This window comes from Streptomyces sp. NPDC047017 (genome assembly GCF_040644175.1).
Lineage (GTDB): Bacteria > Actinomycetota > Actinomycetes > Streptomycetales > Streptomycetaceae > Streptomyces.
In genome coordinates, this window is sequence record NZ_JBEYVW010000009.1 from 148,457 (window position 1) to 174,313 (window position 25,857).

Annotated in this window: 20 protein-coding genes; 9 read left to right on the plus strand and 11 right to left on the minus strand. The window is 74.4% G+C overall.

Going from position 1 to position 25,857, the window contains the following annotated elements; translation table 11 throughout:
* Window positions 1–347: 347 nt before the first annotated feature.
* Window positions 348–2,183 (plus strand): FUSC family protein, encoded by a 1,836-nt coding sequence (locus tag ABZ858_RS17425; protein WP_361378402.1) that lies wholly within the window; start codon window positions 348–350, stop codon window positions 2,181–2,183.
* Entirely contained in the window at window positions 2,180–3,091 is a 912-nt protein-coding gene (locus tag ABZ858_RS17430) for a LysR family transcriptional regulator (protein ID WP_361378405.1), read from the plus strand. Before ABZ858_RS17425 ends, ABZ858_RS17430 begins: the two co-directional genes overlap by 4 nt.
* On the opposite strand, the gene ABZ858_RS17435 is transcribed toward ABZ858_RS17430, so the two are convergent.
* Window positions 3,057–3,962, minus strand: a complete 906-nt coding sequence (locus ABZ858_RS17435) for a restriction endonuclease (RefSeq protein ID WP_361378843.1) — start codon at window positions 3,960–3,962, stop codon at window positions 3,057–3,059. The genes ABZ858_RS17430 and ABZ858_RS17435 overlap by 35 nt on opposite strands.
* Window positions 3,963–4,268: 306 nt before the next feature.
* Between ABZ858_RS17435 and ABZ858_RS17440 the strand changes: the two genes are divergently transcribed.
* Window positions 4,269–5,438 (plus strand): PP2C family protein-serine/threonine phosphatase, encoded by a 1,170-nt coding sequence (locus ABZ858_RS17440; RefSeq protein WP_361378408.1) that lies wholly within the window; start codon window positions 4,269–4,271, stop codon window positions 5,436–5,438.
* Between the two features lie 60 nt (window positions 5,439–5,498).
* On the opposite strand, the gene ABZ858_RS17445 is transcribed toward ABZ858_RS17440, so the two are convergent.
* The 3 genes from ABZ858_RS17445 to ABZ858_RS17455 all read right to left on the minus strand — a co-directional run bounded on the left by ABZ858_RS17445 (window position 5,499) and on the right by ABZ858_RS17455 (window position 8,947).
* A complete protein-coding gene (locus ABZ858_RS17445) occupies window positions 5,499–7,136 on the minus strand; it encodes an NAD(P)/FAD-dependent oxidoreductase (RefSeq protein ID WP_361378411.1) in 1,638 nt (545 codons plus the stop codon).
* Complete coding sequence (locus ABZ858_RS17450; protein WP_361378414.1) at window positions 7,129–7,641, minus strand: SRPBCC family protein; 513 nt, start codon at window positions 7,639–7,641, stop codon at window positions 7,129–7,131. Before ABZ858_RS17450 ends, ABZ858_RS17445 begins: the two co-directional genes overlap by 8 nt.
* 232 nt (window positions 7,642–7,873) lie before the next feature.
* Window positions 7,874–8,947 (minus strand): NAD(+)/NADH kinase, encoded by a 1,074-nt coding sequence (locus ABZ858_RS17455; protein ID WP_361378417.1) that lies wholly within the window; start codon window positions 8,945–8,947, stop codon window positions 7,874–7,876.
* Window positions 8,948–9,047: 100 nt separating this feature from the next.
* On the opposite strand from ABZ858_RS17455, the gene ABZ858_RS17460 reads away from it, so the two are divergent.
* Both ABZ858_RS17460 and ABZ858_RS17465 read left to right on the plus strand, forming a co-directional pair.
* The gene (locus ABZ858_RS17460) at window positions 9,048–9,218 is read left to right on the plus strand and encodes a hydrophobic protein (RefSeq protein ID WP_361378420.1); all 171 of its coding nucleotides are present in this window, start codon (window positions 9,048–9,050) and stop codon (window positions 9,216–9,218) included.
* A 232-nt stretch (window positions 9,219–9,450) separates the two neighbouring features.
* On the plus strand, window positions 9,451–10,692 hold the full coding sequence (locus ABZ858_RS17465) for a carbohydrate-binding protein (protein ID WP_361378423.1): 1,242 nt from the start codon (window positions 9,451–9,453) through the stop codon (window positions 10,690–10,692).
* A gap of 4 nt (window positions 10,693–10,696) precedes the next feature.
* Here the strand turns inward: ABZ858_RS17465 and ABZ858_RS17470 are convergent, their stop codons facing one another.
* The 7 genes from ABZ858_RS17470 to ABZ858_RS17500 all read right to left on the minus strand — a co-directional run bounded on the left by ABZ858_RS17470 (window position 10,697) and on the right by ABZ858_RS17500 (window position 21,113).
* Complete coding sequence (locus ABZ858_RS17470) at window positions 10,697–12,424, minus strand: RecQ family ATP-dependent DNA helicase (RefSeq protein WP_361378426.1); 1,728 nt, start codon at window positions 12,422–12,424, stop codon at window positions 10,697–10,699.
* 96 nt (window positions 12,425–12,520) lie between these two features.
* On the minus strand, window positions 12,521–13,264 hold the full coding sequence (gene narI, locus ABZ858_RS17475) for a respiratory nitrate reductase subunit gamma (RefSeq protein ID WP_361378429.1): 744 nt from the start codon (window positions 13,262–13,264) through the stop codon (window positions 12,521–12,523).
* The gene (gene narJ / locus ABZ858_RS17480) at window positions 13,261–13,938 is read right to left on the minus strand and encodes a nitrate reductase molybdenum cofactor assembly chaperone (protein WP_361378432.1); all 678 of its coding nucleotides are present in this window, start codon (window positions 13,936–13,938) and stop codon (window positions 13,261–13,263) included. Before narJ ends, narI begins: the two co-directional genes overlap by 4 nt.
* A complete protein-coding gene (gene narH, locus ABZ858_RS17485) occupies window positions 13,935–15,569 on the minus strand; it encodes a nitrate reductase subunit beta (RefSeq protein WP_361378435.1) in 1,635 nt (544 codons plus the stop codon). Before narH ends, narJ begins: the two co-directional genes overlap by 4 nt.
* Complete coding sequence (locus tag ABZ858_RS17490) at window positions 15,566–19,267, minus strand: nitrate reductase subunit alpha (RefSeq protein WP_361378846.1); 3,702 nt, start codon at window positions 19,265–19,267, stop codon at window positions 15,566–15,568. Before ABZ858_RS17490 ends, narH begins: the two co-directional genes overlap by 4 nt.
* A 131-nt stretch (window positions 19,268–19,398) precedes the next feature.
* On the minus strand, window positions 19,399–20,499 hold the full coding sequence (locus ABZ858_RS17495; RefSeq protein ID WP_361378438.1) for a YihY/virulence factor BrkB family protein: 1,101 nt from the start codon (window positions 20,497–20,499) through the stop codon (window positions 19,399–19,401).
* 128 nt (window positions 20,500–20,627) lie between these two features.
* Window positions 20,628–21,113 (minus strand): MSMEG_6728 family protein, encoded by a 486-nt coding sequence (locus tag ABZ858_RS17500; protein ID WP_361378441.1) that lies wholly within the window; start codon window positions 21,111–21,113, stop codon window positions 20,628–20,630.
* Between the two features lie 172 nt (window positions 21,114–21,285).
* Here ABZ858_RS17500 and ABZ858_RS17505 point away from each other — a divergent pair, with 172 nt between their 5' ends.
* Genes ABZ858_RS17505 through ABZ858_RS17520 form a run of 4 tightly spaced genes read left to right on the plus strand, consistent with a single transcriptional unit; the run spans window position 21,286 to window position 25,784 of the window.
* On the plus strand, window positions 21,286–22,785 hold the full coding sequence (locus tag ABZ858_RS17505) for a hypothetical protein (protein WP_361378444.1): 1,500 nt from the start codon (window positions 21,286–21,288) through the stop codon (window positions 22,783–22,785).
* Between the two features lie 5 nt (window positions 22,786–22,790).
* Window positions 22,791–24,584 (plus strand): nickel-dependent hydrogenase large subunit, encoded by a 1,794-nt coding sequence (locus ABZ858_RS17510; RefSeq protein WP_361378447.1) that lies wholly within the window; start codon window positions 22,791–22,793, stop codon window positions 24,582–24,584.
* Window positions 24,577–25,191, plus strand: a complete 615-nt coding sequence (locus tag ABZ858_RS17515; RefSeq protein WP_361378450.1) for a NifU family protein — start codon at window positions 24,577–24,579, stop codon at window positions 25,189–25,191. The genes ABZ858_RS17510 and ABZ858_RS17515 overlap by 8 nt, the downstream gene beginning before the upstream one ends.
* Entirely contained in the window at window positions 25,188–25,784 is a 597-nt protein-coding gene (locus tag ABZ858_RS17520) for a DUF5947 family protein (protein WP_361378453.1), read from the plus strand. Before ABZ858_RS17515 ends, ABZ858_RS17520 begins: the two co-directional genes overlap by 4 nt.
* Window positions 25,785–25,857 lie beyond the last annotated feature (73 nt).

Here is a 25,857-nt window from a genome sequence, read left to right on the forward strand (position 1 = left end):
TTGGGCAGGGCTTGCACCTGCATCTCCCCACGGGAAGCGGGGTGTCTTGCCTTGGACCACCAACGCGCGGCCGGCTGCCGGAGGTTCCGGCGCTCTGCTCGTGACCGAGCCTAGCCCGCGTCCGCCGGGGGCGCCCGGCCGGACGCGCGCCCTCTCACCCGGTTGCCGGTCGGCCGCTGCTCACGGCACCCGCCTCCCATACCCGTGGCGCATGTGTTCCTTGCCGATCAGACATTGGACGCATGCGTCTTCTTGTTCAACCCTTGAAGCAGCGCCCTGAAGCATCACCCCGTCCCCCAGTGACCTGAAGCACCACCCCGTCCCCCAGTGAAGGAGCAGCTCACCGGATGAAGGCAGTGCGTGGCCTCCCGCTCACCCCGGTGCCGCTGGCTGCGGCGGCGCGGGGAGCCGCCGCGCTCGCGGTGCCGCTGCTGGTCGGCGTGGGCACCGGGCACGTGCTCCCGGCCGTGCTCGCGGGGATCGGCGCCCTGTGGGGGGTCAGCCAGGACGGCGGCGACCCCTACCGGCCGCGGGTGGGGCGGCTGGCCGTCCTGGGGCTGTCCGCCGCCCTCGGGCTGCTCGCCGGTGAACTCGCGCTGCGCAGCGGGCACCCGGCCGCGGTGACCGTCGCCCTGGTCGCCGCCGCCCTGCTCGCGGGCGCCGTCAGCCTGCGCGGGCGCCTCGCCTCCGTGGCCGGCCTGCACCTCCTGCTGGGTGTCACCGTGGGCAGCGGCATCCCGGTGCCGGGGCCGTGGTGGCACGCGCCGCTCGCCCTGCTCGCCGGAGTGGCCCTGGTCGCCGTGGTCTCCGCCGCGCCGTGGCCGTGGCGGCGGCACACCATCGAACGGGCCGCCGTCCTCGCCGTGTACCGGGCCGCCGCCGAGGCGCTGGCCGCGGCCGGGACCGACGCGGCCGAACCCGCGCGCCGGCAGCTCACCGCCGCTCTCGACCACGCCCACCGGGCGATGGGCCGCCACCTGGCCCGCCCCCTGGACCCGGGCACGGAACCGGCCGCGCTGCGCGCCGCCTTCGACACGGCCCTGCGGCTCGGCGAGATCACCTCGGCCCTGGTCTGGGAGGGCCGCCCGCTCCCCCGCCACGTGACGGACACCCCCCTGCGGATGGCCGCCCGGCTGCTGCCGGGGACGGACGCCGCGAACACCACCGCCACCAGCGCCCCGGACCCGATCGCACCGCACGCCGACGCCACCGGCGCCCCGATCGCACCGCACGCCGACGCCACCGGCGCCCCGGACCGGACGGCGCCGCACGCCGACGCCACCGGCGCCCCCGACCCGACCGCGCCGCACGCCGCCGCCGGCTCCCCCGGTCTGCGCGCCCTCGCCGCGCTGTACGCGGAGTCGGACCGCCCGCGTCCGGACGCCTCGGCGGCGCGCCTGCCGGTGCGGCCCTGGCACGGGCGGGCGGCCCAGGTCCGGTACGCCGTGCTGCTGGGCGCCTGTGTGCTCGGCGCCCAGCTGTGCGCCGGGCTGCTGCACGGGCCGCGCGGCTACTGGCTCCCCATGACGGTGGCCTTCGTCTACAAGCCCGACCTCGGCCCGGTGCTCCGCCGGGCCCTGCACCGCTGCGCCGGTACGGTCGCCGGGGTGGCCGCCATCGGCGCGGTGACGCTGCTGACGACCGACACGTACGTCCTGATCGGCGCCGTGGCGGCCTTCGGCGCGCTGATGGCGGTCGGGGTGCGCCACCACTACGCGCTCGCCACCACCGGCCTGACCGCCGTGGTGTTCGTCCTCGTCGACCTGCTCGGCGACCACCGGGCGCTGTACGCGGCGCGCATCCTCGACACCGCGCTGGCCGCCGCGATCGTGCTCGTCGCGCACTTCGCGCTGTGGCCGGACTCCGCCGCCCGCCGGGCCACCGCGCACACGCGGGCCGCCGTGGCCGCCGCCCGCCGCTACCGGGACCTGCCCGCAGGCGCCCCGCCGGCCGAGCGGCACGCGCTGCGCCGCACCGCCTACCACCGGCTCGCCGAGGCCCGGCGGGCCGCCGCGCACGCCCACGGCGAGCCGGGACGGCCCGGCCGGCGGCTGCCCGACTGGGAGGCGGAGATCGCGTCGGCGGAGCGGCTCTGCGACGCGGTCAGCGCCCGCAACCTGGGCGCCGCACCGGCCACGCTCCCGGCCGTCCGGTGCGCCGCGGCGGGCGCGATGGGAGGATGAGCCCGATGGACCTCCAGGTGCTGCGTTCCTTCCGGGCGGTGGCCGGGGGGCTGACCGTGACGGAGGCCGCCGCCGAGGCCCGGATCACCCAGCCCGCTCTGTCGCGGGCGCTGCGCCGCCTGGAGGAGGAGGTGGGCGCCGAACTCCTCCAGCGGGTCGGCCGCGGGCTGCGGCCCACCCCCGCCGGGCGGGTCTTCAAGGAGCACGTCGACACCGTCCTGGACGGTTACGACCGGGGGCTGCGGGCCGTGGCCGAGGTCGTCGACCCGGAGGCGGGCGTGGTGTCGCTGGCCTTCCTGCACACGCTCGGCACCTGGCTGGTGCCCAGGCTCGTCACCGGGTTCCGGGAGACCTTCCCGCAGGTCCGCTTCGAACTGCACCAGCACGAGGAGAACGGCCTCCTGCAGCACCTGCTGGACGCCACCGCGGATCTGGTGATCACCAGCGGTGACCCCGGTCATCCGCTGGTCACCTGGCGGCGGCTGCTGGTCGAGCCGCTGTGGCTCGCCGTGCCCACCGGGCACCGCCTGGCCGGGCGGGGCCGGGTCCCGCTGGCGGAGGTGGCCGGGGAGCCCTTCATCCTGCTCAAGCCGGGTTACGGGCTGCGCGGTGTGACCGAGGAGCTGTGCCGGCAGGCGGGTTTCACCCCGCTCGTCGGGTTCGAGGGCGAGGAGGTGCACACGCTGCGCGGCCTGGTCGCGGCGGGTCTCGGCGTGTCGATCGTGCCGTCCTCACCGGACGCGGCGGCGACGGGGGACGTCCCGGTCCGCTACCTGGAGCTGACCGATGTGCACGGCGCCCGCGACATCGGCGTCGCCCGCCTCACCGCGCGGACGCTGCCCCCGGTGTCCCGGCGGTTCCTGGACCACGCGCTCAGGGTCGCGGGGTCGTCGGCGGGAGGCCGGTGATGAGCGGGCTCCAGGGCTCGGGCCCGGTTCCCTCGCTCCACGCCCGCAGGGCCTGCCCGTCCACGCAGACGATCCCGCACTGCGCGGCGTACTCGGCGGCCGGCGCGGTGAATTCGCTGGTGGTCACGACGGCCGCGACCTCGGCGTCGTGAACGGTGTAGCAGGTGCCGCCGAAGCGCTGGAGGTCCTGCGAGCCGACGCGGTTGGTGTCGCAGTAGCGCTTGCACTGGATGACCACGCGCCGCCCGTCCGGGGCGACGGCCAGCACATCGGCGCCGAGGTCCCCGGCCCCGCCGACCACCTCGACGGACGAGCAGCCGTCCCGCTCGCACAGCGCGGCCACCGCCTGCTCGAACTCGTCGGCGTCGAGGGCGTCGTAGTCGACCGGCGCCCCGTACGCGGTGGGCAGGGGCTCCGTCACCAGATCGCCGGCCGGCACCTCGGCGGCCGGCATGCCGTACGCCGGCATGTCGTACGCCGGTACCGGCTCGGGCATGAGGTCCCGGGGAGCCGGGGCGGCGGCCGGGACCGGGCCGGCGAAGGCGAGAGGAGCCTCTTCCACCGGTGTCTCCAGGGCGTCGAGGGCCGAGCGGGTCGCCTCCCGGAGTGCGGCGGCGGCCTGGTGCGCGGCCCTTCTGGTGAGGTGCCGGCGGCGGTGTCGGCGTACGGTGAGCACCACGGCGGAGGTGCCCACCAGGCACAGGACCGCGGTCCAGGCCGGGCGGCGCTCGGCGGCGGCGGCCGCCGCGCGGACGGTGAACGCGAGGACGATCAGGACGATCGCGAGGAGGGTGAAGAACAGGGCGGTGGCACGCAGGTCGAAGGTGCGCAGGCGTCTGCCGGTGCGTATGCGGCGGGTGGGCATGGTCACGGCGGGCGGGTCCCCCTCCTCCATGGCTGTCTCCACGGCTGTGAAGATCACTTACGCCGTCTGCCCGCGATCGTCCGCTTCACCGCTCGGCCGTCGCTGACATGCCCTTGCCTGGAGCAATGGTGCGCTCGGGGCGGGGTGCCGCAGCACGCTGGTGTTCTGATCAAGTCCGCCGGGAGTTCCTGTGAACAGGCCGCGTGAGTGTTTCCGTGAGGGCCGCCGTCCGGAGGCGGGGCGCACGCCGGTGCGCCCGTCCGGTGCTCCCGCGTCCCTCGCGCCGGCGCCCGGGCCCGTCCGGAGCCCCCGGTGAGGGCGCCGGGGCGATGCGGACCGCGCGAGGCCCGCGCCGCGCGGGTGCGGGCCGCGCGGCCGCGGGTGCCCGCCCCGCCCCTGTGGCTGCGCTGGCTGCCGGTCGGCTACGTCGGGGCCGTCCTCGCCATCGAACCGCTCACCCCGGTGGACTGGCCGGTCAGCTTCCTGCTCATCGCGCTGCCGCTGGTCGCGGCGTACGCCTACGGCCCCGTCGCGGTGGCCGCCGTCACCGTGTTCGCCATCGTGTTCGAGGGAGTGCTGGCCGGCACCCCGTGCTGCGCGGGCCGTTCGGTGGGTTATCTGTGGGACCGCCACTATGTGGCCAACTACCTGTGCACGGTCCTCGTCGGCATTCTCGGCGCGATCCTGGCGGTGCACCGGATCCGCCGGGAACGCACCCTGGCCACCGTGCGCTCCGTGGCGGAGACCGCCCAGCGCGTGCTGCTGCGGCCGGTGCCCCGCCGGCTGGGCCAGGTCTCGGTGGAGACCCTGTACCTGTCCGCGGCCGCGGAGGCGCGGATCGGCGGCGACCTGTACGAGGCGGTGCCGACCGCGTTCGGGGTGCGCCTGCTCATCGGGGACGTGCGCGGCAAGGGCCTGGTCGCCGTCGAGACGGCCGCCACCATACTGGGGGCCTTCCGGGAGGCCGCCCACGACGAGGCCGACCTGACGGGGGTGGCCCGGCGGATGGAGCGGAGCATGAGCCGGCACGCCGCGCTGCTGCCCGGCGGCGAGACGGCGGAACGGTTCGTCACCGCGGTGTTCGCGGAGGTCCCCGACCACGAGCCGGTGATCCGCATCGTCAACTGCGGCCACCCGCCGCCGCTGCTCATCCGCGAGGACGGCGTCGCCGAACTGCACGCCAGCGACCCCTCGCCGCCCATCAACCTGGGCGTGCTGATCGGGGACGGCTACCACGTGGACAGCGTGCCGTTCCGCCCCGGCGACCAGCTCCTCCTGTACACCGACGGGGTCACCGAGACCCGGGACGCGGAGGGAGTCTTCTATCCGCTGGCCGAGCGGGTCGGCCCATGGGCCGGCCTCGCCCCGCGCGATCTCCTGGACCGTCTGCACGGGGATCTGCTCGCCTACAGCGGCGGGCACCTCGACGACGACATCGCGGCGCTCGCCGCCTACCGCCTGTCCGGCGAGAACCGCCGCTGAGGCGGCCGGCCGGGTACCGCTGCGGCAGCCGGCCGGGGACCGGTGCGGCGGGCCGCCCGGTCAGCGGGCCGGGTTTCTCCCGTACGGCCGTCCCGCCCGGTCGCGGCGGGCCAGCGCCCGCTGGGCCAGGGCCAGGCCCGGGGGCAGCCGGCGGCGCAGCACGGCACGGGCGGCGTTGGCTCCCGGCGCGCCGTGGACGCCGCCGCCGGGATGGGCTCCGGCGGAGGCGAGGAAGAGGCCGGGCACGGGGGTCTCCGGGCGCCCGGTCCCGGGCACCGGGCGGAACACGAGCTGCTGGTGGATCGCGGTGGTGCCGCCGTTGATGGAGCCCGTGTCGAGGTTGGCGTCGAGCGACTGGAGGGTGGGCGGGGCGAGGACCCGGCGGGCCCGCACGAGCCGGCGGAAGCCGGGCGCGAACCGTTCGACCTGCCGTTCCATCCGGTCGGCCATGATCTCCTGCTCCCGGGCGTCCCAGGCGCCGGTCAGTCCCTCGTCGGCCGCGTCGCCCGTGATCTCGCGGGGCACATGGGTGTAGGCCCAGGCGGACTCGGTGCCGCGCGGGGAGCGGGTGGGGTCGGCGGTCGTCATCTGGCCGAACAGCGCGAACGGCCGGTCGGGGACCTGCCGCATGGCGATCTGGGCGGCGAACCGGGTGAGTTCGTCCATTCCGTCGGCGAGATGCACGGTGCCCGCGCCCACGCTCTGCTCGGTCCGCCACGGCACGGGCCCGTCCAGCGCCCAGTCCACCTTGAAAGTGGCGAAGTCCCACTGGAAGCGCCGCAGGTCGGCGAGGAGCTGGGCGGGCAGGTGCTCGGGGGCGACGAGCCCGCCGTACAGGGCGGGCACGGACACGTCGGCGAGCACCGCGCGCCGGGCGGCGACCGTCTCGCCGCCCGCGGTGCGTACGCCCACGGCGCGTCCGCCGCGCACCACGACCTGCTCGACGCGCTCGCCGCAGCGCAGGACGCCGCCGTGCGCCCGCAGCCGCTGGGTGAGGGCCGCGGTCAGGGCGCCGGAGCCGCCGACCGGCACGGGGAAGCCGTCGGTCTGCCCGAGCATGGACATCAGCCAGCCGAATCCGCCGCTGCCCGCGGACTCCGGCGCGAGGTCGGCGTGCAGCGCGTTGCCGGCCAGCAGCAGCCGGCCGCCCTCGCCCGCGAACTCCTCCTCGCCCATCCGGCGTACCGGCAGCAGCATGGTGCGGGCCAGGCGCAGGCCGCCCGCGCCGCGCAGCCGGGCGGCCAGCCGGGCACCGGCCCGCACCGGCGGGAACGGGGCGAACAGGGCGTCCATCAGGTCGGGCCCGAGCCGCAGCCACATCTCGTGCAGCCGGCGCCAGGCGGTGCCGTCCCCGGCGGCGAAGGAGTCCAGGGAGGCGGCGGTGATGTCCACGGAGCGGTCCAGGACCGCGCACCGGCCGTCGGTCAGCGGGTGGGCCAGGACGTGCGGGGCGTGGCTCCAGCGCAGTCCGTGGTCCTGGAGGCGCAGCCGGGCCAGCACCGGGGAGGCCACCGCGAGCGGGTAGAAGGAGCTGAAGAGGTCGTTGACGAAGGCGGGGTCGACGCCCCGGTCGTGGCGTACCGCTCCGCCGGGTTCGGGCTGTTCCTCCAGGACCAGTACGGTCCAGCCCGCGTCGGCCAGCAGGTTCGCGGCCACCAGCCCGTTGGGTCCGGCCCCGATCACCACGGCGTCAGGCACGGCCGCCTCCTCGCTGCGGGGCGGCGCCGGGCCGTGCGGCGGGACGCGGCGCCCGCTGTTCGCGGGCGTGGTCGGCGTCGGACTCGCAGACCTTGGCGAGCCGGGCGAGCATCGCGCGGTGCCGGATCTGGAGCAGTGCCTCCACGCCCACGTTGTGCACCATCCCGCCCGCGCCTTGGAGCGGGTGCTCGTCCACGACCACCAGGCAGTGCTCGCCCCAGGGGCGCAGTTCGACGGCGATCCGCGCGGTGCCGAGGAAGCCGGCCTGCGCCTCCAGTTCGAGCAGGGTCCCCTCTTCGCGGTTGCGGACGATCGTCTGATTGGTGAGCCGCAGCGGCCCCAGCCGGACCTCGTACTCGATGGCCGAGCCCAGCTCGGGCCAGCGGCCGCGCACCGGCTTGGACGCCGCCGTGCCCACCACCCATTCGGCGTACCGGGTGCCGTCCGCGAGCAGGTCCCACACCGTCCCGGGACTGGTCTTGATCAGTCGGTGCCGTACGGCCACGCGAGCCTCCGGGAGTCGCTGTCGAGCGGGTCGGTCACGGCCGGGTGCCCTGCCGCGCCCCGGTCGGCCGGCGGGCCGCCGGGCCGTGCGCGAGGTGACCGCTACCAGCGTCTCCGGCCCCGGCGGCCCCGGCAATTCGTACGGTTCCGCCGCTGGTACCGCCCCTGGTTCCGCCGCGACCGCACCGGCCGGCCCGCGGCCGCCGCGCGCCCGCTCCGGCCGCGGTGACCCCTTACGCCGGTCGCGGCCTGCCGTCGGGGCCGGGCGGCAGCGCCAGGTGGGTGAGGTCGCCGGGCGGCGGGGTGGTCACCGGCCACAGCGGCGCCGGGGTCCCGTCGGCCACGGCGGCCGGGGCGTCGGTGAGGTTCATGCGCTCGCGCAGGCGGCCGTAGAAGTCCATCGGGCCCAGCCGTACGGCCCGCAGCCTGCGCGGTGCGGCGTACACGCCGATCCAGTCGCCGGGGTCGAGCACGCCGCGCATCTGGCCGTCGACGGTCACGGCGGCCTGGCCGGACCGTTCCAGCACGCGCAGGGCGACGGGCTCGTCCGGCGCGGCCACCACCGAGCGGTTGAAGGCCATGTGCGGTGCCACGGGGGTGAAGACGAGGGCCTCGGCGCGCGGCGAGACCACCGGGCCGCCGGCGGCGAAGCTGTAGGCCGTCGAGCCGGTCGGGGTGGCGACCAGCAGGGCGTCCGCGGAGTACGAGGCCAGCAGCCGCCCCGCGAGGTAGACGCCCACGGACACCTGCCGGTCCCGGGCCAGTTTCTCCACGACGATGTCGTTGAGCGCGGTGACGTTCAGGGCGACGCCCCAGTCGTCGCCGGCCTCGCAGTCGGTGCGCACCCGGGGCGGGGGCAGCGGCGGGCGGCGGCCGTAGCGCATCAGTTCCGCGATGTCGGCGGGCACCTCCAGGCGGCGCGAGGCGCGCAGCGTGAGCAGCATGCGGTGCTCGACGGTGAGCCGGTCCTCGACGACGGCGTCCAGGGCGGAGCGGACGAACGGGGCGGGCACCTCGGTGAGGAAGCCGACCCGGCCGAGGTCGACACCGAGGACCAGGGCGTCGTGCTCGGCGGCGAAGCGGGCACCGCGCAGGAAGGTGCCGTCGCCGCCCAGGGTGACGATGAGATCGGGGTCGCCCGCGGCCTCGACCTCGGAACCGGCGTCGCGCCGCCCGCCGTCGTGCCACACGTCGATGTCGTGGCAGAGCACGGAGTGCTCCGCGCACCAGTCGTGCACGGTCTGCTCGGCGGCCCTGGCCTCCGGGCGCCCGCCGTGCACGACCAGGCCGATACGACGTACCGTCACAGTCCTCCAGAGTTCCCTCCCCAGCATCTTGGAAACATCGGAATTCGCCGGGAGTTTTCCTGGGAATGCAGGGCAGAAGCCGGTCAGGAGGTTGATAACTATGGTTCCTTTGCTGCTTGTTCTACTGCTCGCCCTGATTCTCTTCGGCGCCGGCTTCGCCCTGAAGGCCCTGTGGTGGATCGCGGTGATCGTGCTGGTGGTGTGGCTGCTCGGCTTCATCGTGCGGCCGGCCGGCGGTGGCGGCCGCCGCGGTCGCTGGTACCGCTGGTGACGGCGGTACCCCACCGCACCCGTCACACCCCTCGCCCGTGCGCCCGGCTTCCACGCCGGGCGCACGGGCGTTTTCGCGAGTGCCCCCCGATCGCCTCACCTGCCCCCGGCCAGTAAAGAGATCGCATGGTCTAGTCCAAAGACTCATCTGGTCCAGACCAATCTATTGACGTGCCCGCAACAGGCTCAGGAGAGTGGGCCCACTTCCCCACCCCCTCCCCTGGAGGCACGCAATGAGACGCCTTCGCGCATGTCTGGGCGCCACCGCCGCCGTCGGTCTCGCCGCCCTCGGCACCACCGCGCTGCTCGCCGGCAACGCCGCGGGCGCGCCGAGTTCCCCGGCCGCGTCGAGCGCGCTGAGCAACCGCTGGTACGCCGCGGCCCCGTACCTGATGCCGCTGGACAACGACCCGCCGGACGCGGGCGCCATCATGGACGCCACCGGCCTCAAGGCGTTCCAGCTCGCCTTCGTCCTGGCGCCCAACGGTGGTGGCTGCTCCCCCACCTGGGGCGGCACCGCCGCGGTCTCCTCGGACACCGCGGTGAAGTCGGTGATCGACACCATCCGCGGCAAGGGCGGTGACGTCTCCGTCTCCATCGGCGGCTACGGCGGCACCAAGCTCGGCCAGGCGTGTGCGGACGCGGCGTCCACGGCGGCGGCGTACCAGCAGGTCATCACCAAGTACGGGCTGCACGCCATCGACTTCGACCTGGAGGAGCCGGAGTACGAGAACACGGCGGCCATCAAGAACGAGATCGGCGCCGCGAAGATCCTCCAGCAGAACAACCCGGGCCTGTACGTCTCCGTCACCACGGCGGGCACCGCGGACGGCACCGGCTGGTTCGGCAAGCAGATGCTGCTTGAAGCGAAGTCGCAGGGGTTCACGCCGAACAACTTCTCCATCATGCCGTTCGACGGCGGCTTCAACGGCGCGGCGTCCCAGACCAGCGCGCTGACCAACTTCAACAAGATCCTCCAGTCCACCTTCGGCTGGGACGAGGCCACCGCCTACGCCCACGAGGGCTTCTCCGGCATGAACGGCCGCAGCGACAGCGGCGAGATCTTCTCGCAGGCCGACTTCCAGACCGTGCTGGACTACGCCACCAGCCACCACATGGACCGCTTCACGTTCTGGTCCCTCAACCGCGACCGCCAGTGCTCCCCGCCCGACAACGGCGGCCGCACCTCCGGCACCTGCTCCAGCGTCGCGCAGAACTCCTGGGACTTCGCCAAGTACTCGGTGAAGTTCGCCGGCGTCACCCCGCCCACCACACCGCCGACCAGTCCGCCGCCCACCTCCCCGACCCCGCCGCCGAGCACCGGCTGCAAGACGGCCTGGAACGCGGGCACGGCGTACACGGGCGGCAGCGAGGTCTCCTACAACCAGCACAACTGGAAGGCCAAGTGGTGGACCCAGAACGAGATCCCCGGGGCCTCGCAGTGGGGGCCGTGGCAGGACGAGGGGGCCTGCTGACGGCCTAGTCGGACGGCCCTTCCCGGCCGGGGCGGCGCACCACGGTGAGCAGGTCGTCGTCCCGGCCGGCCAGTACGTCCAGGGAGAGGGTGCGGTAGCCGGTCCGGTCGAACAGGACGGTGATGCGGTCCCCGTCCTCGCTCAGCACCGTGCCCTCGCCCCACCGCCCGTGCCGCACCTGGGTGCCGGCCGGGTAGCGGGTGGCGGCGGGGTGGGCGGTCCCGCGTCCGGCGGCGCCGGGGTCCTCGCCCGGTCCGGCCGCCGCGCACCGGTCGCAGTTCCCGCACGGCGGCTCGTAGGCCTCCCCGAAGTAGCCGAGCAGGAAGTGCCGCCGGCAGCCGGTGGTCTCGGCGTACGTCCGGGCCATCTCGACCCGGGAGCGGTCGGCCAGGCGGTGTTCCCCGGCCGTGCGCGCCGCCGCGTCGGCCGCCTCCTGGGGCGGGGTGCCGGGGTCGGGGCGCACCTCGCCCGCCGCGCCGGTGGTGACGGCGCCGGCCTCCTCCAGGAGGTTGACGGCCGCGGTCACCCGGGGCCGGGACAGGCCGGTGTCCTCGCGCAGTTCCGCCAGGTCCGCCGGGTCGTCCCGGTGGTCGTGCACGGCGTCGGCGACCTCGCCCAGCGTGTCCCGGCCGGCCGTGCGGGCGGCGAACCAGGCCTGCATGCCGGTGTCCTCGGGGCGGTAGTGCAGCACGGCGAGGGCGGGCCGTCCGTCCCGGCCGCAGCGGCCGATCTCCTGGTAGTAGGCGTCGAGCGAGCCGGGCAGCGCGGCGTGCAGCACGAACCGCACGTCCTCCTTGTCGATGCCCATGCCGAAGGCGGAGGTGGCCACGACGACGTCGGCCCGGCCGTCGCGGAACGCCTCGTGGATGCGGGCGCGTTCGCAGGCGCGCAGCCCGGCGTGGTAGAACTCGGCGGCGAGGCCGAGCCGGGCCAGTTCCCCGGCGTAGTGCTCGGTGTCCTTGCGGGTCGCCGCGTAGACGAGGCCCGGTTTCGGTTCGGCGGCGGCCCGCTCCACCAGGGCGCGGCGCCGCTCGTCCTCGTCGGGGAAGCGGCGGACCTCCAGGGTGATCTCGGGCCGGTCGAAGCCGGTCACCAGCACCCGGGGCCGGTCCATGCCGAGCCGTTCGGTGATGTCCCGGCGCACCGGCGGGGCCGCGGTGGCGGTCAGCGCCAGCAGCGGCGGGCGCCCCACCCGCCGTACCGCCTGTGCCAGGCGCAGGTAGTCGGGGCGGAAGTCGTGGCCCCAGGAGGAGACGCACTGCGCCTCGTCGACCACGAACAGGGCGGGCCGGGCCGCGGCCAGCCGCCGTACGGTCTCGTCCTTGGCCAGTTGCTCCGGCGCGAGATAGACGAGCCGCACGGCGCCCGCGTCCACCGCCTCCCAGGCCGCTTTCTCCCCGGCCGCCGTCAGGTCGGAGTTGAGCGCGACGGCGCCCGGCCCGCGCTCGCCTCCGGGCAGGCTCTCGATCTGGTCCCGTTGCAGGGCCAGCAGCGGCGAGACGACCACGACCGGCCCGGACAGCAGCAGCGCCGGCACCTGGAAGACGGCGGACTTGCCGGAACCGGTCGGCATGACCGCGAGGACGTCGGCGCCGTCCAGCACGCCTTCCATGGCCGTCAGCTGCTCGGGGCGCAGCGTGTCCCAGCCGTAGACGTCGGCGGCCGCCGCGCGCAGCCGGGCGGCCCGGCCGTCGTCGCGTCCGTCCCGGGACGGGTCCGCCGTGCTGTGCATGCCGGGCTCCTCACGGTTCCTCCGGGCGGGCCCGGCGGCCCGCGCGCCGCTCCCGTGTACCCGGGGCGGGCGGCCGCCAGTCGCCCGGGGAACGCGTCAGTAGCGGACGCCGATACGGCGCCAGCGGCGGCCTCCGGTGCCCGGCTCGGCGGGGTGGGTGGGCACGCGGCGGCGGTAGAGGACGTACGGCCGCCACAGGTACCACAGGGGGATGCTCCAGGCGTGCACCAGCCGGGTGAACGGCCACACCGCGAGGATCGCCCAGGCGGCGGTGGCGTGCACCCGGTAGATCAGCGGGGCGTGCGCGATCGCCGCCACGTCGGGGTTCCCGGCGAACAGGCCGCGGAACCACAGGGCGACGGACTGCCGGTAGTCGTAGCCCGCGCCGAACAGGTTGATGCCCAGGGTCGGGATGACACCGAGCACGATGACGACCGCCAGCAGGACCAGGGCCAGCCAGTCGACGGGGCTGGTGGTGGCGCGCACCCGGGGCACGGCGGTGCGGCGGACGGCGAGGACGGCGACCCCGGCGAGCACGGCGAGCGCCGCGACGGTGCCGCCGATGGAGGAGAACCAGCGGTAGACGTCCTCGGGGACGCCGAGCAGGCGGGTGAACGACTCGGGTACCAGGATGCCCAGCACATGGCCCGCGACGGCCGCGAACGTGCCGTAGTGGAACAGCGGTCCGCCCCATCTGAGCAGCCGGCTCTCCTGGAGCTGGGTGGAGCGGCTGGTCCAGCCGAACTGGTCGTAGCGCCAGCGCCAGACGTGGCCCACGACGAAGGTCACGAGGGCGAGGTAGGGCAGGATGACCCACCACCACAGGTCCCAGGAGTTCATGCGTCCCTTCCGGTCGAGGTCGAGGTCGAGGCGGTGGCGGTGGCCGGGTGCGCGGGCGGGGCGAAGGGCTCCAGGCCCACCCCTTCCTCCGGTGGGCCGTCGGCGGCCAGCCGCCGCCAGGTGTCGCGTTCGCGGCGGCCCGGCCGGGGCAGCCGTCCGCACACCGCCTCCAGTACGGGCAGGTAGGGGTCGGGCCGCTCGGCCAGTGCCCGCCGCAGCAGTTCGAGTCCGGCCCGGCACCGCACCAGGACGCGGTGGCCCGCTTCCGGGGCGAGCGCGGCGAACTCCAGGACCAGCGGCAGGAAGTCCGGCAGTTCCGCCTCGGGCGGTTCCAGGCCGGCCTGCCGGTAGGTGTGCTTGAGGGCGAGCAGGGCCATGCCGCGGGCCCGGGTGTCGCCGTGCCGGTAGTAGGTCAGGTGCAGGGAGCGGCGGCGGGTGTGGTCGAAGGCGGCGACATAGCGCTGGGCGGCCTCGGTCGGGGCGAGCGAGCGGAGGTGAGCGGTGACGGCGGCGAGCCGGGCCCGGTCGGCGGCGTCGGTGACGGCCGGCAGCGCGGCGCTGACGTCGTCGAGGCAGGCCAGCGTCGCCGCGTCGGGGTAGCGCAGCAGTACGGCGGCGAGGTGGTGCACGAGGGGCGTGTCGGGGGCGCGGCGGACGGCGCGGCGCACCGTCACGGGGTCTCGCCCGCCGTGCCGAACAGGCCCGGGGCCGGGCCGTCGCCGCTCCAGCCGAGCAGGTTGAAGCGGACCTTTCCGTCGCTGTCGCGGAAGTGACCGCCGCCGCCGGGCGCCGACAGCCCGGGCAGCGCGGGCGGCACCGCGCCGAGCTGGTCCTCGTCGCGGTCCGCGAGGTCCCCGACGCCGCCGGGGTAGTCCAGGGAGCAGTGCTGCGCCAGCAGCGCGCCGGAGTCCTCGGCGTGCGCCTTGGGGATCACATAGCGCTCGTCGTACTTGGCGACGGCGAGCAGCCGGTACAGGTCCTCGATGCCGGCCGCGGTGGTGCCGGTCCGGTCCAGCAGTTCCTGGTCGGGCGGCTCACCGAGCTGCTTGGCCCGCATGTGGGCGCGCATCGTGGTGAGGGTGCGCAGGACGCGCTCGACGACGGCGGTGTCCCCGGCGGTGAAGAGCCGGGCGAGGTACTCCACGGGGATGCGCAGCGCGTCGATGGCGGCGAAGATCCGGTCGGGGTCGTCGTCGTGGTACCCGCCGGCGTGCACGGCGTCGGCGACCGGGGAGAGCGGGGGCACGTACCAGACCATGGGCATGGTGCGGTACTCCGGATGCAGGGGCAGCGCCACCCGGTGCCGTTTGACCAGGGCGTACACGGGTGAGCGCCGGGCGGCCTCGATCCAGTCGCGGGCGACGCCGTCGCGTTCGGCCGCCTCGCGCACCCACTCCTCGTCCGGGTCGAGGAAGAGCGACAGCTGGGCCTCGTACAGTTCCTTGTCGTCCTGGACGGAGGCGGCGTCCAGGACGGCGTCGGCGTCGTAGAGCAGGACGCCGAGGTGGCGAAGCCGGCCGACGCAGGTCTCGGCGCACACGGTGGGCTGCCCGGCCTCGACGCGCGGGTAGCAGAAGGTGCACTTCTCGGCCTTGCCGGTGCGGTGGTTGAAGTACACCTTCTTGTAGGGGCAGCCGGAGACGCAGAACCGCCAGCCGCGGCAGCGGTCCTCGTCGACCAGGACGATGCCGTCCTCCGCGCGCTTGTACATCGCGCCGGACGGGCAGGAGGCGACGCAGGACGGGTTGAGGCAGTGCTCGCAGATGCGCGGCAGGTAGAACATGAAGGTGTGTTCGAACTCCAGCCGGACCCGTTCGGCCAGTCCCTCCAGGTTGGGGTCGGCGGCGGCGTGGACGGCGGCCCCGGCGAGGTCGTCGTCCCAGTTCGGGCCGTGCGCCGGGCGCATGTCCCGGCCGGTCAGCTGGGACTTGGGGCGGGCGCTGGTGAAGGAGTCGGACAGCGGCGCGGTGGTCAGGCTGCGGTAGTCGTACGTCCAGGGCTCGTAGAAGTCGTCGAGCGTGGGCAGGTCGGGGTTGTGGAAGAGGGTGAGCAGCTTGCGCACCCGGCCCCCGGCCCGCAGCCGGAGCCGGCCGCGCCGGTCGAGACGCCAGCCGCCCTTCCACTTGTCCTGGTCCTCGTAGCGGCGCGGATACCCCGAACCGGGTTTGGTCTCGACGTTGTTGAACCAGACGTACTCGGTGCCCGGCCGGTTGGTCCAGGTCTGCTTGCAGGTCACCGAGCAGGTGTGGCAGCCGATGCACTTGTCGAGGTTCATCACCATGGCCACCTGGGCCATCACCTTCATCGGAAGTCGACCTCCTGTGCGCGGCGGCGGATGACGGTGATCTCGTCCCGCTGGTTGCCGGTGGGACCGATGTAGTTGAAGCCGTAGGTGAACTGGGCGTAGCCGCCGATCAGATGGGTGGGCTTGATCAGCATCCGGGTCAGGGAGTTGTCGCCGCCGCCGTGCCGTCCGGAGGTCTCGGTGCGCGGCACGTTCAGGTGCCGGTCCATGGTGTGGTACATGAACACGGTGCCCTCGGGCATGCGGTGGCTGACCACGGCCCGGCAGGCGACCACGCCGTTGCGGTTGTACGCCTCGATCCAGTCGTTGTCGGCGGCCCCGATCCGCTCGGCATCCGGCGGGCTCATCCAGATCACCGGGCCGCCGCGGAAGAGCGTGAGCATGTGCAGGTTCTCCTGGAACTCGGAGTGGATGGACCACTTCGAGTGCGGGGTCAGGTAGCGCACCACGAGTTCGGGGTGTCCCGCCGGGGCGCGGCGCGGGTCGCCGGCGTGCGCGAGCATGTTCAAGGGGGGCCGGTAGACGGGCAGTTGCTCGCCGAACTCGGCCAGCCAGTCGTGGTCGAGGAAGAAGTGCTGGCGGCCGGTGAGGGTGTGCCAGGGCTTGAGGCGTTCGACGTTGACGGTGAAGGGCGAGTAGCGGCGGCCGCCGGACTCGGTGCCGGACCATTCCGCCGAGGTGATGACCGCGCGCGGCTGGGTGCGGGTGTCCTCGAAGGTGATCCGGTCGCCGGAGCGTTCCTCGGCGAGATCGGCGAGCGCGACGCCGGTGCGTTTCTCCAGGGCGCGCAGCGACTCCACCGCGAGCCGTCCGTTGGTGGTGCCGGACAGGGCGAGGACCGCCTCGCAGAACTGGTGGTCGAGGGCGATGGAGGGCCGTCCGTCGGCGATCCCGCCCCGGACGGTGCCGTTGCGGGCCCGCAGGTCGGCGATCTCCGCGTCGGGTGTCCAGGTGAGGCCCTTGGTGGAGGTGCCCAGGGTGTCCAGGAGCGGTCCGACGGCGGCCATCTTCTCGGCGACCTTGGTGTAGTCGCGCTCGATCACGGTCAGCCTGGGCAGGGTGCGGCCGGGCACGGGCTCGCACTCGCCGGCCTTCCAGTCGCGTACGACGCCGTGCGGCTGGGCGAGTTCGTCGGGGGTGTCGTGGGCGAGCGGGGCGGCGATCACGTCCCGGCGCACCCCGAGGTGGCCGGCGGCGAGGCGGGAGAACTCGGCGGCCATGGTGTGGAAGATGTCGAAGTCGCTGCGGGTCTGCCAGGGCGGGGCGATCGCCGGGCTGAAGGAGTGCACGAAGGGGTGCATGTCGGTGGAGGACAGGTCGTGCTTCTCGTACCAGGTGGCGGCGGGCAGCACCACGTCGGAGAACAGGCAGGTGCTGGTCATCCGGAAGTCGACGGCCACCGACAGGTCGAGCTTGCCGACCGGGGCCTGCTCGCGCCAGGTGACCTCCCGGGGGCGCAGCGCGGGCGGGGTCTCGGCGGCGGTGACCGCGTCGTCGGTGCCGAGCAGGTGGCGCAGCATGTACTCGTGGCCCTTCATCGACGACGCGAACAGGTTCGCGCGCCAGACGAGCAGGACGCGGGGGAAGTTGGCCGGGTCGTCGGGGTCCTCGGCGGCGAAGCGCAGCCGGCCCGCCTTGAGTTCGTCCACGATGTGGTCGGCGACCTCCTTCCCGGCCGCCCGCGCCTCGTCGCACAGGTCCAGCGGGTTGCGGTCGAAGGCGGGGTGGGAGGGCATCCAGCCCAGGCGGGCGGCGAGCGCGTTGCAGTCGGGCAGGGTGCGGCCGGCGAGCCGTCCCGGGCCGAGCGGGCTGGTGAGGGTGTCGGCGGGGAACATCTCGTAGCGCCACTGGCCGGTGGCGAGCCAGAACAGCGGGGTGCCCACCATGTGCCGGGTGGGCCGCTGCCAGTCCAGGCCGAAGGCGAGGTGGAACCAGCCGGTGAGCGGGCGCACCTTCTCCTGCCCGACGTAGTGCGCCCAGCCGCCGCCGTTGACGCCCTGGCTGCCGGTGAGCATCAGCAGGGCCAGGAAGGCGCGGTAGATCTGGTCGGAGTGGAACCAGTGGTTGGTGCCCGCCCCCATGGCGATCATGGAGCGGCCGCCGGTGCGCTCGGCGTTGCGCGCGAACTCGCGGGCCACCCGGGCCGCCGCGCGGGCCGGTACCGAGGTGATGGCCTCCTGCCAGGCGGGGGTGCAGGGCACGCTCGCGTCGTCGTACCCGGTGGGCCACTGGCCGGGCAGGCCCTCGCGGGCCACCGCGTACTGGGCGAGGACCAGGTCGAAGACGGTGGTGACCAGGTGGCCGCCGATCCGGGTGGCGGGCACCCCGCGCCGCAGTACGCCGCCGGACTCGCCCGGTCCGGTGTCGAAGCGCGGCAGGTCCACCGCGACCGCTTCGGCGTCCGGCCGCCCGTACAGGGTGAGCAGCGGATCGGTGCCCTCCAGGCGCAGGTTCCAGCGGGGGCCGTCCTCGGGCGTGGTCCAGCGGAAGCCCAGCGAGCCGTTGGGGACCACCGGCTCTCCGGTGCGCGCGTCCAGCAGCACGGTCTTGAACGCGGCCGCCTCCTCCTCGTCGCGGCCCGGCAGGTCGGCGGCGGTGAGGAACTTGTCCGGCACGTACGCGCCCGGCACGCCCTCGCGTTCCCGCAGCCGGACCAGGAACGGCAGGTCGGTGTAGGTCTTGGCGTACTCGGTGAAGCGGGGCACCCGCCGGTCGCGGTGGAACTCGGTGAGAATGACGTGCCCCATGGCCATGGCCAGCGCGCCGTCGGTGCCGGGGGCCGCCGCCAGCCAGTCGTCGGCGAACTTGGTGTGGTCGCCGTAGTCCGGGGAGACCACCACGACCTTCTGCCCCCGGTAGCGCGCCTCCGTCATGAAGTGCGCGTCCGGGGTGCGGGTGATCGGCAGGTTGGTGCCCCACACGATCAGGTAGCCGGCGTTCCACCAGTCGCCGGACTCCGGTACGTCCGTCTGGTCGCCGAAGACCTGCGGCGAGGCCATCGGCAGGTCGGCGTACCAGTCGTAGAACGAGGAGATCGTCCCGCCGATCATCGACAGGTAGCGGGTGCCGGCCGCGTACGAGGCCATCGACATGGCGGGGATCGGTGAGAAGCCCACGATGCGGTCGGGGCCATACCGCTCGACCGTGTGCACCTGGGCCGCCGCGACCAGTTCGGTGACCTCCTCCCAGGTTCCGCGCACGAAGCCGCCCTTGCCGCGCACCCTTTTGTAGGCGGCGCGGCGCTCCGGGTCGGCGGTCAGCCACTCCCAGGCCGCCACCGGGTCGGCGGTGCGGGCCCGGGCCTGCCGCCACAGGTCCAGCAGCGGGCCGCGCACGTACGGGTACCGGATGCGGGTGGGCGAGTAGGTGTACCAGGAGAAGGAGGCGCCGCGCGGGCAGCCCCGCGGCTCGTACTCGGGCGAGTCGGGTCCGGTGGAGGGATAGTCGGTCGCCTGGGTCTCCCAGGTGATGATCCCGTCCTTGACGAACACCCGCCAGGAGCAGGAGCCCGTGCAGTTCACGCCGTGGGTGGAGCGCACCTCCCGGTCGTGCCGCCAGCGCTCCCGGTAGAACTCGTCCGCCGCCCGGCCCCCGTCCCGGTACAGGACGTGCCGGTCGGGCGACTGCTCTCCGGGGAAGAAGTACTGGGCCGTGCGTCTCAGGCGTTCCAGTGCCTCAGCAGAGCGGTTGGTGCCCACACCCTCGCCTCTCTCGCCCGCGACGCCGCCGGACGCGTCCTGGCGCACGTCGGGAACCGGCCCCGCCAGTCTTTGCGCTGCCCGAAATGCCCGCAATCAGCCAATCGTGCGAATCGGTGGGCGGAGGGTGTTCAGGAGGGGCGGCCGGGGCCCGGGGCACCTGGGCCCGGCCGGTCGCCGCCAGGGGCCGACCGCTCGCCGGGGCCCGGCTTGTCGTCGCCCGGGTCCGGCTTGTCGTCGCCGGAGTGGGCGTGCGGGGGCGGGTCGAAGTGCACGGTGATCTTCTCGAAGCCCTTGAACGCCTCGGTCGTCGCGTAGGAGCGGTAGGCGCGCTGGTCGCCGGCGCTGAGGTGGACGCGCTCGGTGAACGGGCTGAGCAGGCTGCGCGGCCACAGCCGCATGCACCGCACCGCGCTGATCTCCGCGGTCAGCACGTACACCAGCGCGCCCAGGTAGATCCAGGCCAGCAGGCCGAGCACGATGCCGAACAGTCCGTAGGTGGCGGTGGTGCCCCGCAGCACGTGGCCGACGTAGTAGGTGCCGCCCCACAGCAGCAGTTGCCAGGCGCACGCGGCGCCCAGCGCCGGGCCGTACATCACGCGCAGCGGCAGCCTGCGCCGGGTCAGCAGGCGGTAGCTGCCGATCAGCAGCGCGGCGTACAGCAGGACGGCCAGAAGCCCGGCGGCGACGCGGACGCCGACGGCCAGCCGGGCGCCGAACAGGCCGGACACCGACTCGGCGGCGGTGGACAGGGCGGTGGTGACGCACAGGCCGGCGGCGAGCAGCGAGAGGAACTTCAGGCCCTTGAGGCGGGAGTGCAGCGGGTCGGGGCGGGCGTGCCGGGGCACCGCGAAGATCTTGTTCAGCGCGTGCTGGACGGCCTGGGCCACGTTCAGCGCCCCGTAGAGGCTGCCGGCCACACCGACCGTGACGGCGACGGTGCTGCCGTGGAAGGAGTGGATGTTGCCGCCTATCTGGTCCCCGATCACCGGGAACTCGCTCAGGGCCGAGTTCAGCACCGCGTGCTGGAGGTGCGGGCTGCTGCTGAGGACGGCGCTGAGCACGGCGACCAGGAAGAGCAGCAGCGGGAAGAGCGAGAGGAACCCGTAGTACGTGATCAGCGCGGCGAGGTAGGCGGCCTGGTCGTCGTAGAACTTGTAGATCACGGCCAGCGGGAGGCCCGCCCAGCGGTGCCGTCGCTGGTAGGAGTCGAGCCGGGCCAGCACTTCCATGCGCGCTCTCCCACACGGTCGGCCGCGGGTCCGCGGGCGCCGGGCGCCCCCGCTCCGACGTCACCCGTTCCAGGTGCCCTGGCCAGGCGGTTCCATGCGCGGGGCGGCCGGGGGGCGCGGTGGTGCCCTCAGCTCCGGTCCGCGGCCGGTCCCGGGCGGTCCGAGGCGGGCCACACGTACGGCAGGTCGTCGGGGACACCGGGGAACAGTCCGGCGTAGTGGCCGGGGTCCTTGCGCACCAGCGCGGAGCGGTGGCTGCGGTGCAGGGCCTCGTCGCCGAGCCAGGGCGGCAGCTCGCCGGCGGCGGCCAGCTCCGGCTGCTCGCGCACCCGGGCGCCGGGGCGGTGCACGGCCAGGTCGGCGACGAGGGTGGCCGCGCAGCTGTCCTGGTGGCCCTGGTCCCGCCAGACCCGGCAGACGTCCAGGCCGTAGCGGACCAGCGCCTCCTCGTAGCCGGCCCACATGCGCACGGCCGGGTGGTGGCGCCACCCGTAGCCGGGCACGGTGAGGCCGCGCAGCACCTGGAGCGCCTCGACCCGCTGCTTGCCGAGGCGGCGGCGGTCGAGCGCCAGCGCCGAGTCGGTGAAGCCGGGATACGGCAGGAAGGTCTGCATGGGCCGTCCGCGGGGCGAGGAGAGTCGTCGGGGAAGTCTGCCGCGCTCGCCGCCCCCGCGCCCGCGGTATTGCGCCGCCCGGCCCAACGCAGGGGGACTTGGGGGGCGGTCGCGCGTGAGCGGCGGCCCGGCGGTGGAAGACATGGCGCACACGCGAACCCGAGGAGGCCGGATGCCCGAGACCGTGGCCGAGGCCGGTGCCGCCCGCACCGGCGACGACGGCGGTGCCGCCCCGCCCGGCGGCAAACCGGGTCTCGAAGCGCTGGGCGCGGTGGCCGACGCCGTCCTGTACGAGGGCTATCTGCTGTACCCCTACCGCCGCTCGTCGCCCAAGAACCGGGTCCGCTGGCAGTTCGGGGTGCTGCTGCCGCGCGACTGGGTGGAGCGCGACGGCCCGGTGGTGCCGGGGCTGTCCGGCTCCGCCGACTCCTGGTACCAGCAGACCGAGTGCCTGGTGCGCGTCCGGCGGCCCGGCGCGGTGCTGCGGGTGCGGGTGCGCTGCCTGCAGGCGCAGCACAAGCAGGTGGAGGCGGCCGGCCCGGACGGGCGGTACCGCCCGGTCGAGTCGCTGCGCACGGACGACGGCACCGTGCACCTGAGCTTCGACGAGGCGGTGCCGCGCGAGAACGAGGTCACCGTCGCCCTGGACGAGCTGCTGCGCCGCGCGCACACCGCGCCGCTGGGGGCGCCGGCCGGCCAGGAGACCGTGCCGCTGCCCGCGGGCGCCGGGCGGCTGGTGCGCCGGCGCGCGGAGGTCTCGGCGAGCACCGCGCTCTCGGCCGAACGGCTCGGCCCGGACCTCGTCCGGCTGCGGGTGCGCACCGAGAACACGGGACGGGCCGGGGACCCGGGCACCGGCCGCGAGGCGGTGCTGCGCCGGGCCCTGATCGCCACGCACACCCTGCTGGGCGGCGACGGCCTGGAGTTCGTGTCGCTGACCGACCCGCCCGCCGCCGTGGCCGGGCACGCGCGGGGCTGCCGCAACGCGTTCACCTTCCCGGTGCTCGGCGGCGCGCCGGCGCCCGGCCGCGAGGGCACCGGGGACCTGCTGCTCTCCGCCCCGATCATCCTGTCCGACCATCCGCAGGTGGCGCCCGAGAGCCCGGGGGATCTGCACGACGCCGCCGAGATCGACGAGATCCTGACGCTGCGCACGATGCTTTTGACCGACGCGGAGAAGGCCGAGGCGCGCGCCACCGACCCGCGGGCCGCCGAGATCCTCGACCGGGTCGACACCATGCCCCCGGAGGTCTTCTCCCGGCTGCACGGCGCCATCCGCTCGCTGACCCCGGCCGGGCCCCCGGCGCCCCGGGACGCGGGGCGGCCCGCCTGGTGGCAGGAGGGCGGCGACGAGGGCCTGTCCCCCACGACCGACACGGTCCTGGTGGCCGGGGTGCGCGTGGGGGCGGGCAGCCGGGTGCTGCTGCGCCCGCGCGTCCGGGGCGCCGACGCGCAGGACATGTTCCTGGCCGGGCGCACCGCGCGCGTCGCCGGCGTGTTCCACGACGTGGACGGCAGCACGCACCTCGCCGTCACCGTCGACGGCGACCCCGCGGCCGAACTGCACAGCTGGTACGGCCGCTTCCACTACTTCCGCCCGGACGAGCTGGAACCGCTGCCCGACCGGCCCACCGACACAGAACCGCGCACCACGGACAACGAGGGGCAGTGAGGCAGATGACCACCACCGAGTCGCGCGCGACGGGACGCAAGCCCGCGCAGATCGTGGACATGAACTGGGACCCGATCACCCGGATCATCGGGAACCTCGGCATCTACACGAAGATCGACTTCGCCAACCGGGAGGTCGTGGACTGCCGCTCCACCTCGTCCCTGTTCCGGGGCTACTCCGTCTTCATGCGGGGCAAGGACCCGCGCGACGCCGGGTTCATCACCTCCCGCATCTGCGGCATCTGCGGCGACAACCACACCACGTGCTCCAACTACGCCCAGCAGATGGCGTACGGCGTCAAGCCGCCGCCGCTGGCCGAGCACATCACCAACCTCGGCGAGGCGGCCGAGTACATGTTCGACCACACGATCTTCCAGGACAACCTGGTGTTCGTGGACTTCTGCGAGGCCATGGTCAAGGCCACCAACCCCGGTGTGCTGGCCCGCGCCGAGCGCACCCAGGCCCCCCGCGGCGACATCCACGGCTACCGCACCATCGCCGACATCATGCGCGCCTTCAACCCCTTCGAGGGCGAGGTCTACAAGGAGGCGCTGAAGGTCTCCCGGGTCACCCGCGAGATGTTCTGCCTGATGGAGGGCCGCCATGTGCACCCCTCCACGCTGTATCCCGGCGGAGTGGGCACCATGCCCCAGCCGACCACGTTCACCGACTACCTCTCCCGCCTGCTGCGGGTCCTGGACTTCATCAAGCAGGCCGTCGCCATGAACGACGACATCTTCGACTTCTTCTACGAGGCCCTGCCGGGCTACGAGGAGGTCGGGCGCCGCCGTATCCTGCTGGGCTGCTGGGGCGCCTTCCAGAACCCCGACACCTGCGACTACCGCTACGCGACGATGAACGACTGGGGCCGTGACATGTTCGTCACGCCCGGCATCGTCGTCGACGGCGAACTGGTCACCAACAACCTCGTCGACATCAACCTGGGCCTGCGCGTCCTGCTGGGCTCCTCGTTCTACGAGGACTGGGTGAACGAGGACCCCTTCGTCACCCACGACCCGCTGGGCAACCCGGTGGACATGCGCCACCCGTGGAACCAGACCACCGTGCCGGTCCCGCAGAAGCGCGACTTCGACGGCAACTACAGCTGGGTGATGAGCCCGCGCTGGTACGACAAGCGCACCGGCGACCACCTCGCCCTGGACACCGGCGGCGGTCCGCTGGCCCGGCTGTGGACCACCGCGCTGAGCGGCCTGGTCGACACCCCGTACATCAAGGCCACCGGGCACAGTGTGCGCATCACGCTGCCCAAGAGCGCGAAGCTGCCCGAGACCACGCTGGAGTGGAACATCCCGAAGTGGTCCAACACGATCGAACGCGACCGCGCGCGGCCGTACTTCATCGCCTACGCCGCCGCCATGGCCTTCCAGTTCCTGGAGAGCGCCCAGCAGCTGGTGCGGGCCGGCGAGACGAAGATCTTCTCCAACTTCGAGGTGCCCGACGAGGCGATCGGCTGCGGCTTCCACGAGGCCGTGCGCGGGGTGCTCTCGCACCACCTCGTCATCAAGGACAAGAAGATCGCCAACTACCACCCGTACCCGCCCACCCCCTGGAACGCCAGCCCGCGCGACCCGTACGGCACCCCCGGCCCCTACGAGGACGCCGTGCAGGGCCAGCCGATCTTCGAGGAGAACGGGCCCGACGACTTCAAGGGCGTCGACATCATGCGCACCGTGCGCAGCTTCGACCCCTGCCTGCCGTGCGGCGTCCACATGTACATGGGCAACGGCAAGACCCTCACCACCACCCACTCCCCCACCTACGGGGCCCAGCATGGCTGACCCGGAGCGGCCGCAGGCCCCGGCCGGCCGGCTCGCCGGCCCCGATGTCGAGGCCCGGCTCGCCCGCATCGACGAGCTGCTGGCGGGCCTTGAGGACGCGCCGGGCCCCAGCGTGCGGTCCGCGCTGGAGGCGGTCGGGCTGCTCACCGAGGTCTACGGCGAGGCGCTGGCCCGGATGCTGGAGCACGTGGACGACGAGCGGGCCCGGCGCCTGGGCGAGGACGAGCTGCTGGAACACCTGCTGGTCCTGCACGGCATCCACCCGGACTCCCCCGAGCGGCGCGCCGAGCGGGCCGTGGAACGGCTGCGGCCGGCCGTGCGGGAGAGCGGCGGCGACCTGGAGTGGGGCGGTGTGGCCGACCGGGTGGCCCGGGTACGGGTCAGCGGTCCGGCGGGCGGCTGCGGTTCGGGGTGCGGCGGTGGCGGCGGGGGGACGGCCGGCCTGGAGGACGCCGTCCGCGCGGTGGTGCTGGCCGCCGCCCCGGAGCTGACGGTGGAGCCGGTGCCGGCCGAGGCCGAGCGGCGGCCGGCCGCTCCCGCGTTCGTGCCGCTGGGCTCGGTGGCCCGGCGCAGCCCGGACGCGTCCGGGGCGCGGGGGGCCGGGTGACCATGGACGGAGCCCTGGCCCGTGTCATCCGCTCGGCGGCCGGCCGGGCGGCGGCAGCGGGCACGGAGACGTGCGAGCTGTGCGCCGCTCCGGTCGCCGGGGAGCACGCCCATGTGTACGACACCGCGCAGGCCGAGGTGCGGTGCGCCTGCGGGCCCTGTTCGGTGCTGTTCGCGGGGGACGGTGCGGCCGGCGGGCACTTCCGGCTGGTGCCCCGGCGCCGGGTGCGGCTCGGCCGGGTCGACACCGAGGCCCTGGGGGTCCCGGTCGGCCTGGTCTTCTTCGTGCCGCGCGCCGACGGCACGGTCACCGCGCAGGGGCCGAGTCCGGCGGGCGCGATGCGGTGGGAGGTGGACGCGGCGGCCTGGCGGCGGGCGGCCGGGCAGTGTCCCGAACTGGCCTCCATGGAGCCGGACGTGGAGGCGCTGCTGGTGAACACCGTCCGCGGGCTCGACCACCACTGGATCGTGCCCGTCGACGACTGCTTCCGCATGGTGGCCGTCGTGCGCCGCGAGTGGCGGGGCCTGTCCGGCGGCAGCCGGGTGTGGCCGGCCGTGGAGGAGTTCTTCGCCGGGCTCACCGAGCGGAGATGAGCACCGTACGGCGGGGGACGGGCGCCGTACGCCGGTGGACGGGCGCCGTTCCGCGGTGGACCGGCGCCGTACG

Coding starts and splice junctions, on each gene's coding strand:
- ABZ858_RS17460 (WP_361378420.1), top strand. CDS start 9,048: ATGGTTCCTTTGCTGCTTGTTCTACTGCTCGCCCTGATTCTCTTCGGC.
- ABZ858_RS17505 (WP_361378444.1), top strand. CDS start 21,286: ATGCCCGAGACCGTGGCCGAGGCCGGTGCCGCCCGCACCGGCGACGAC.
- ABZ858_RS17465 (WP_361378423.1), top strand. CDS start 9,451: ATGAGACGCCTTCGCGCATGTCTGGGCGCCACCGCCGCCGTCGGTCTC.
- narI (WP_361378429.1), bottom strand. CDS start 13,264: ATGAACTCCTGGGACCTGTGGTGGTGGGTCATCCTGCCCTACCTCGCC.
- ABZ858_RS17500 (WP_361378441.1), bottom strand. CDS start 21,113: ATGCAGACCTTCCTGCCGTATCCCGGCTTCACCGACTCGGCGCTGGCG.
- ABZ858_RS17425 (WP_361378402.1), top strand. CDS start 348: ATGAAGGCAGTGCGTGGCCTCCCGCTCACCCCGGTGCCGCTGGCTGCG.
- narH (WP_361378435.1), bottom strand. CDS start 15,569: ATGAAGGTGATGGCCCAGGTGGCCATGGTGATGAACCTCGACAAGTGC.
- ABZ858_RS17495 (WP_361378438.1), bottom strand. CDS start 20,499: ATGGAAGTGCTGGCCCGGCTCGACTCCTACCAGCGACGGCACCGCTGG.
- ABZ858_RS17510 (WP_361378447.1), top strand. CDS start 22,791: ATGACCACCACCGAGTCGCGCGCGACGGGACGCAAGCCCGCGCAGATC.
- ABZ858_RS17430 (WP_361378405.1), top strand. CDS start 2,180: ATGAGCCCGATGGACCTCCAGGTGCTGCGTTCCTTCCGGGCGGTGGCC.
- ABZ858_RS17515 (WP_361378450.1), top strand. CDS start 24,577: ATGGCTGACCCGGAGCGGCCGCAGGCCCCGGCCGGCCGGCTCGCCGGC.
- ABZ858_RS17470 (WP_361378426.1), bottom strand. CDS start 12,424: ATGCACAGCACGGCGGACCCGTCCCGGGACGGACGCGACGACGGCCGG.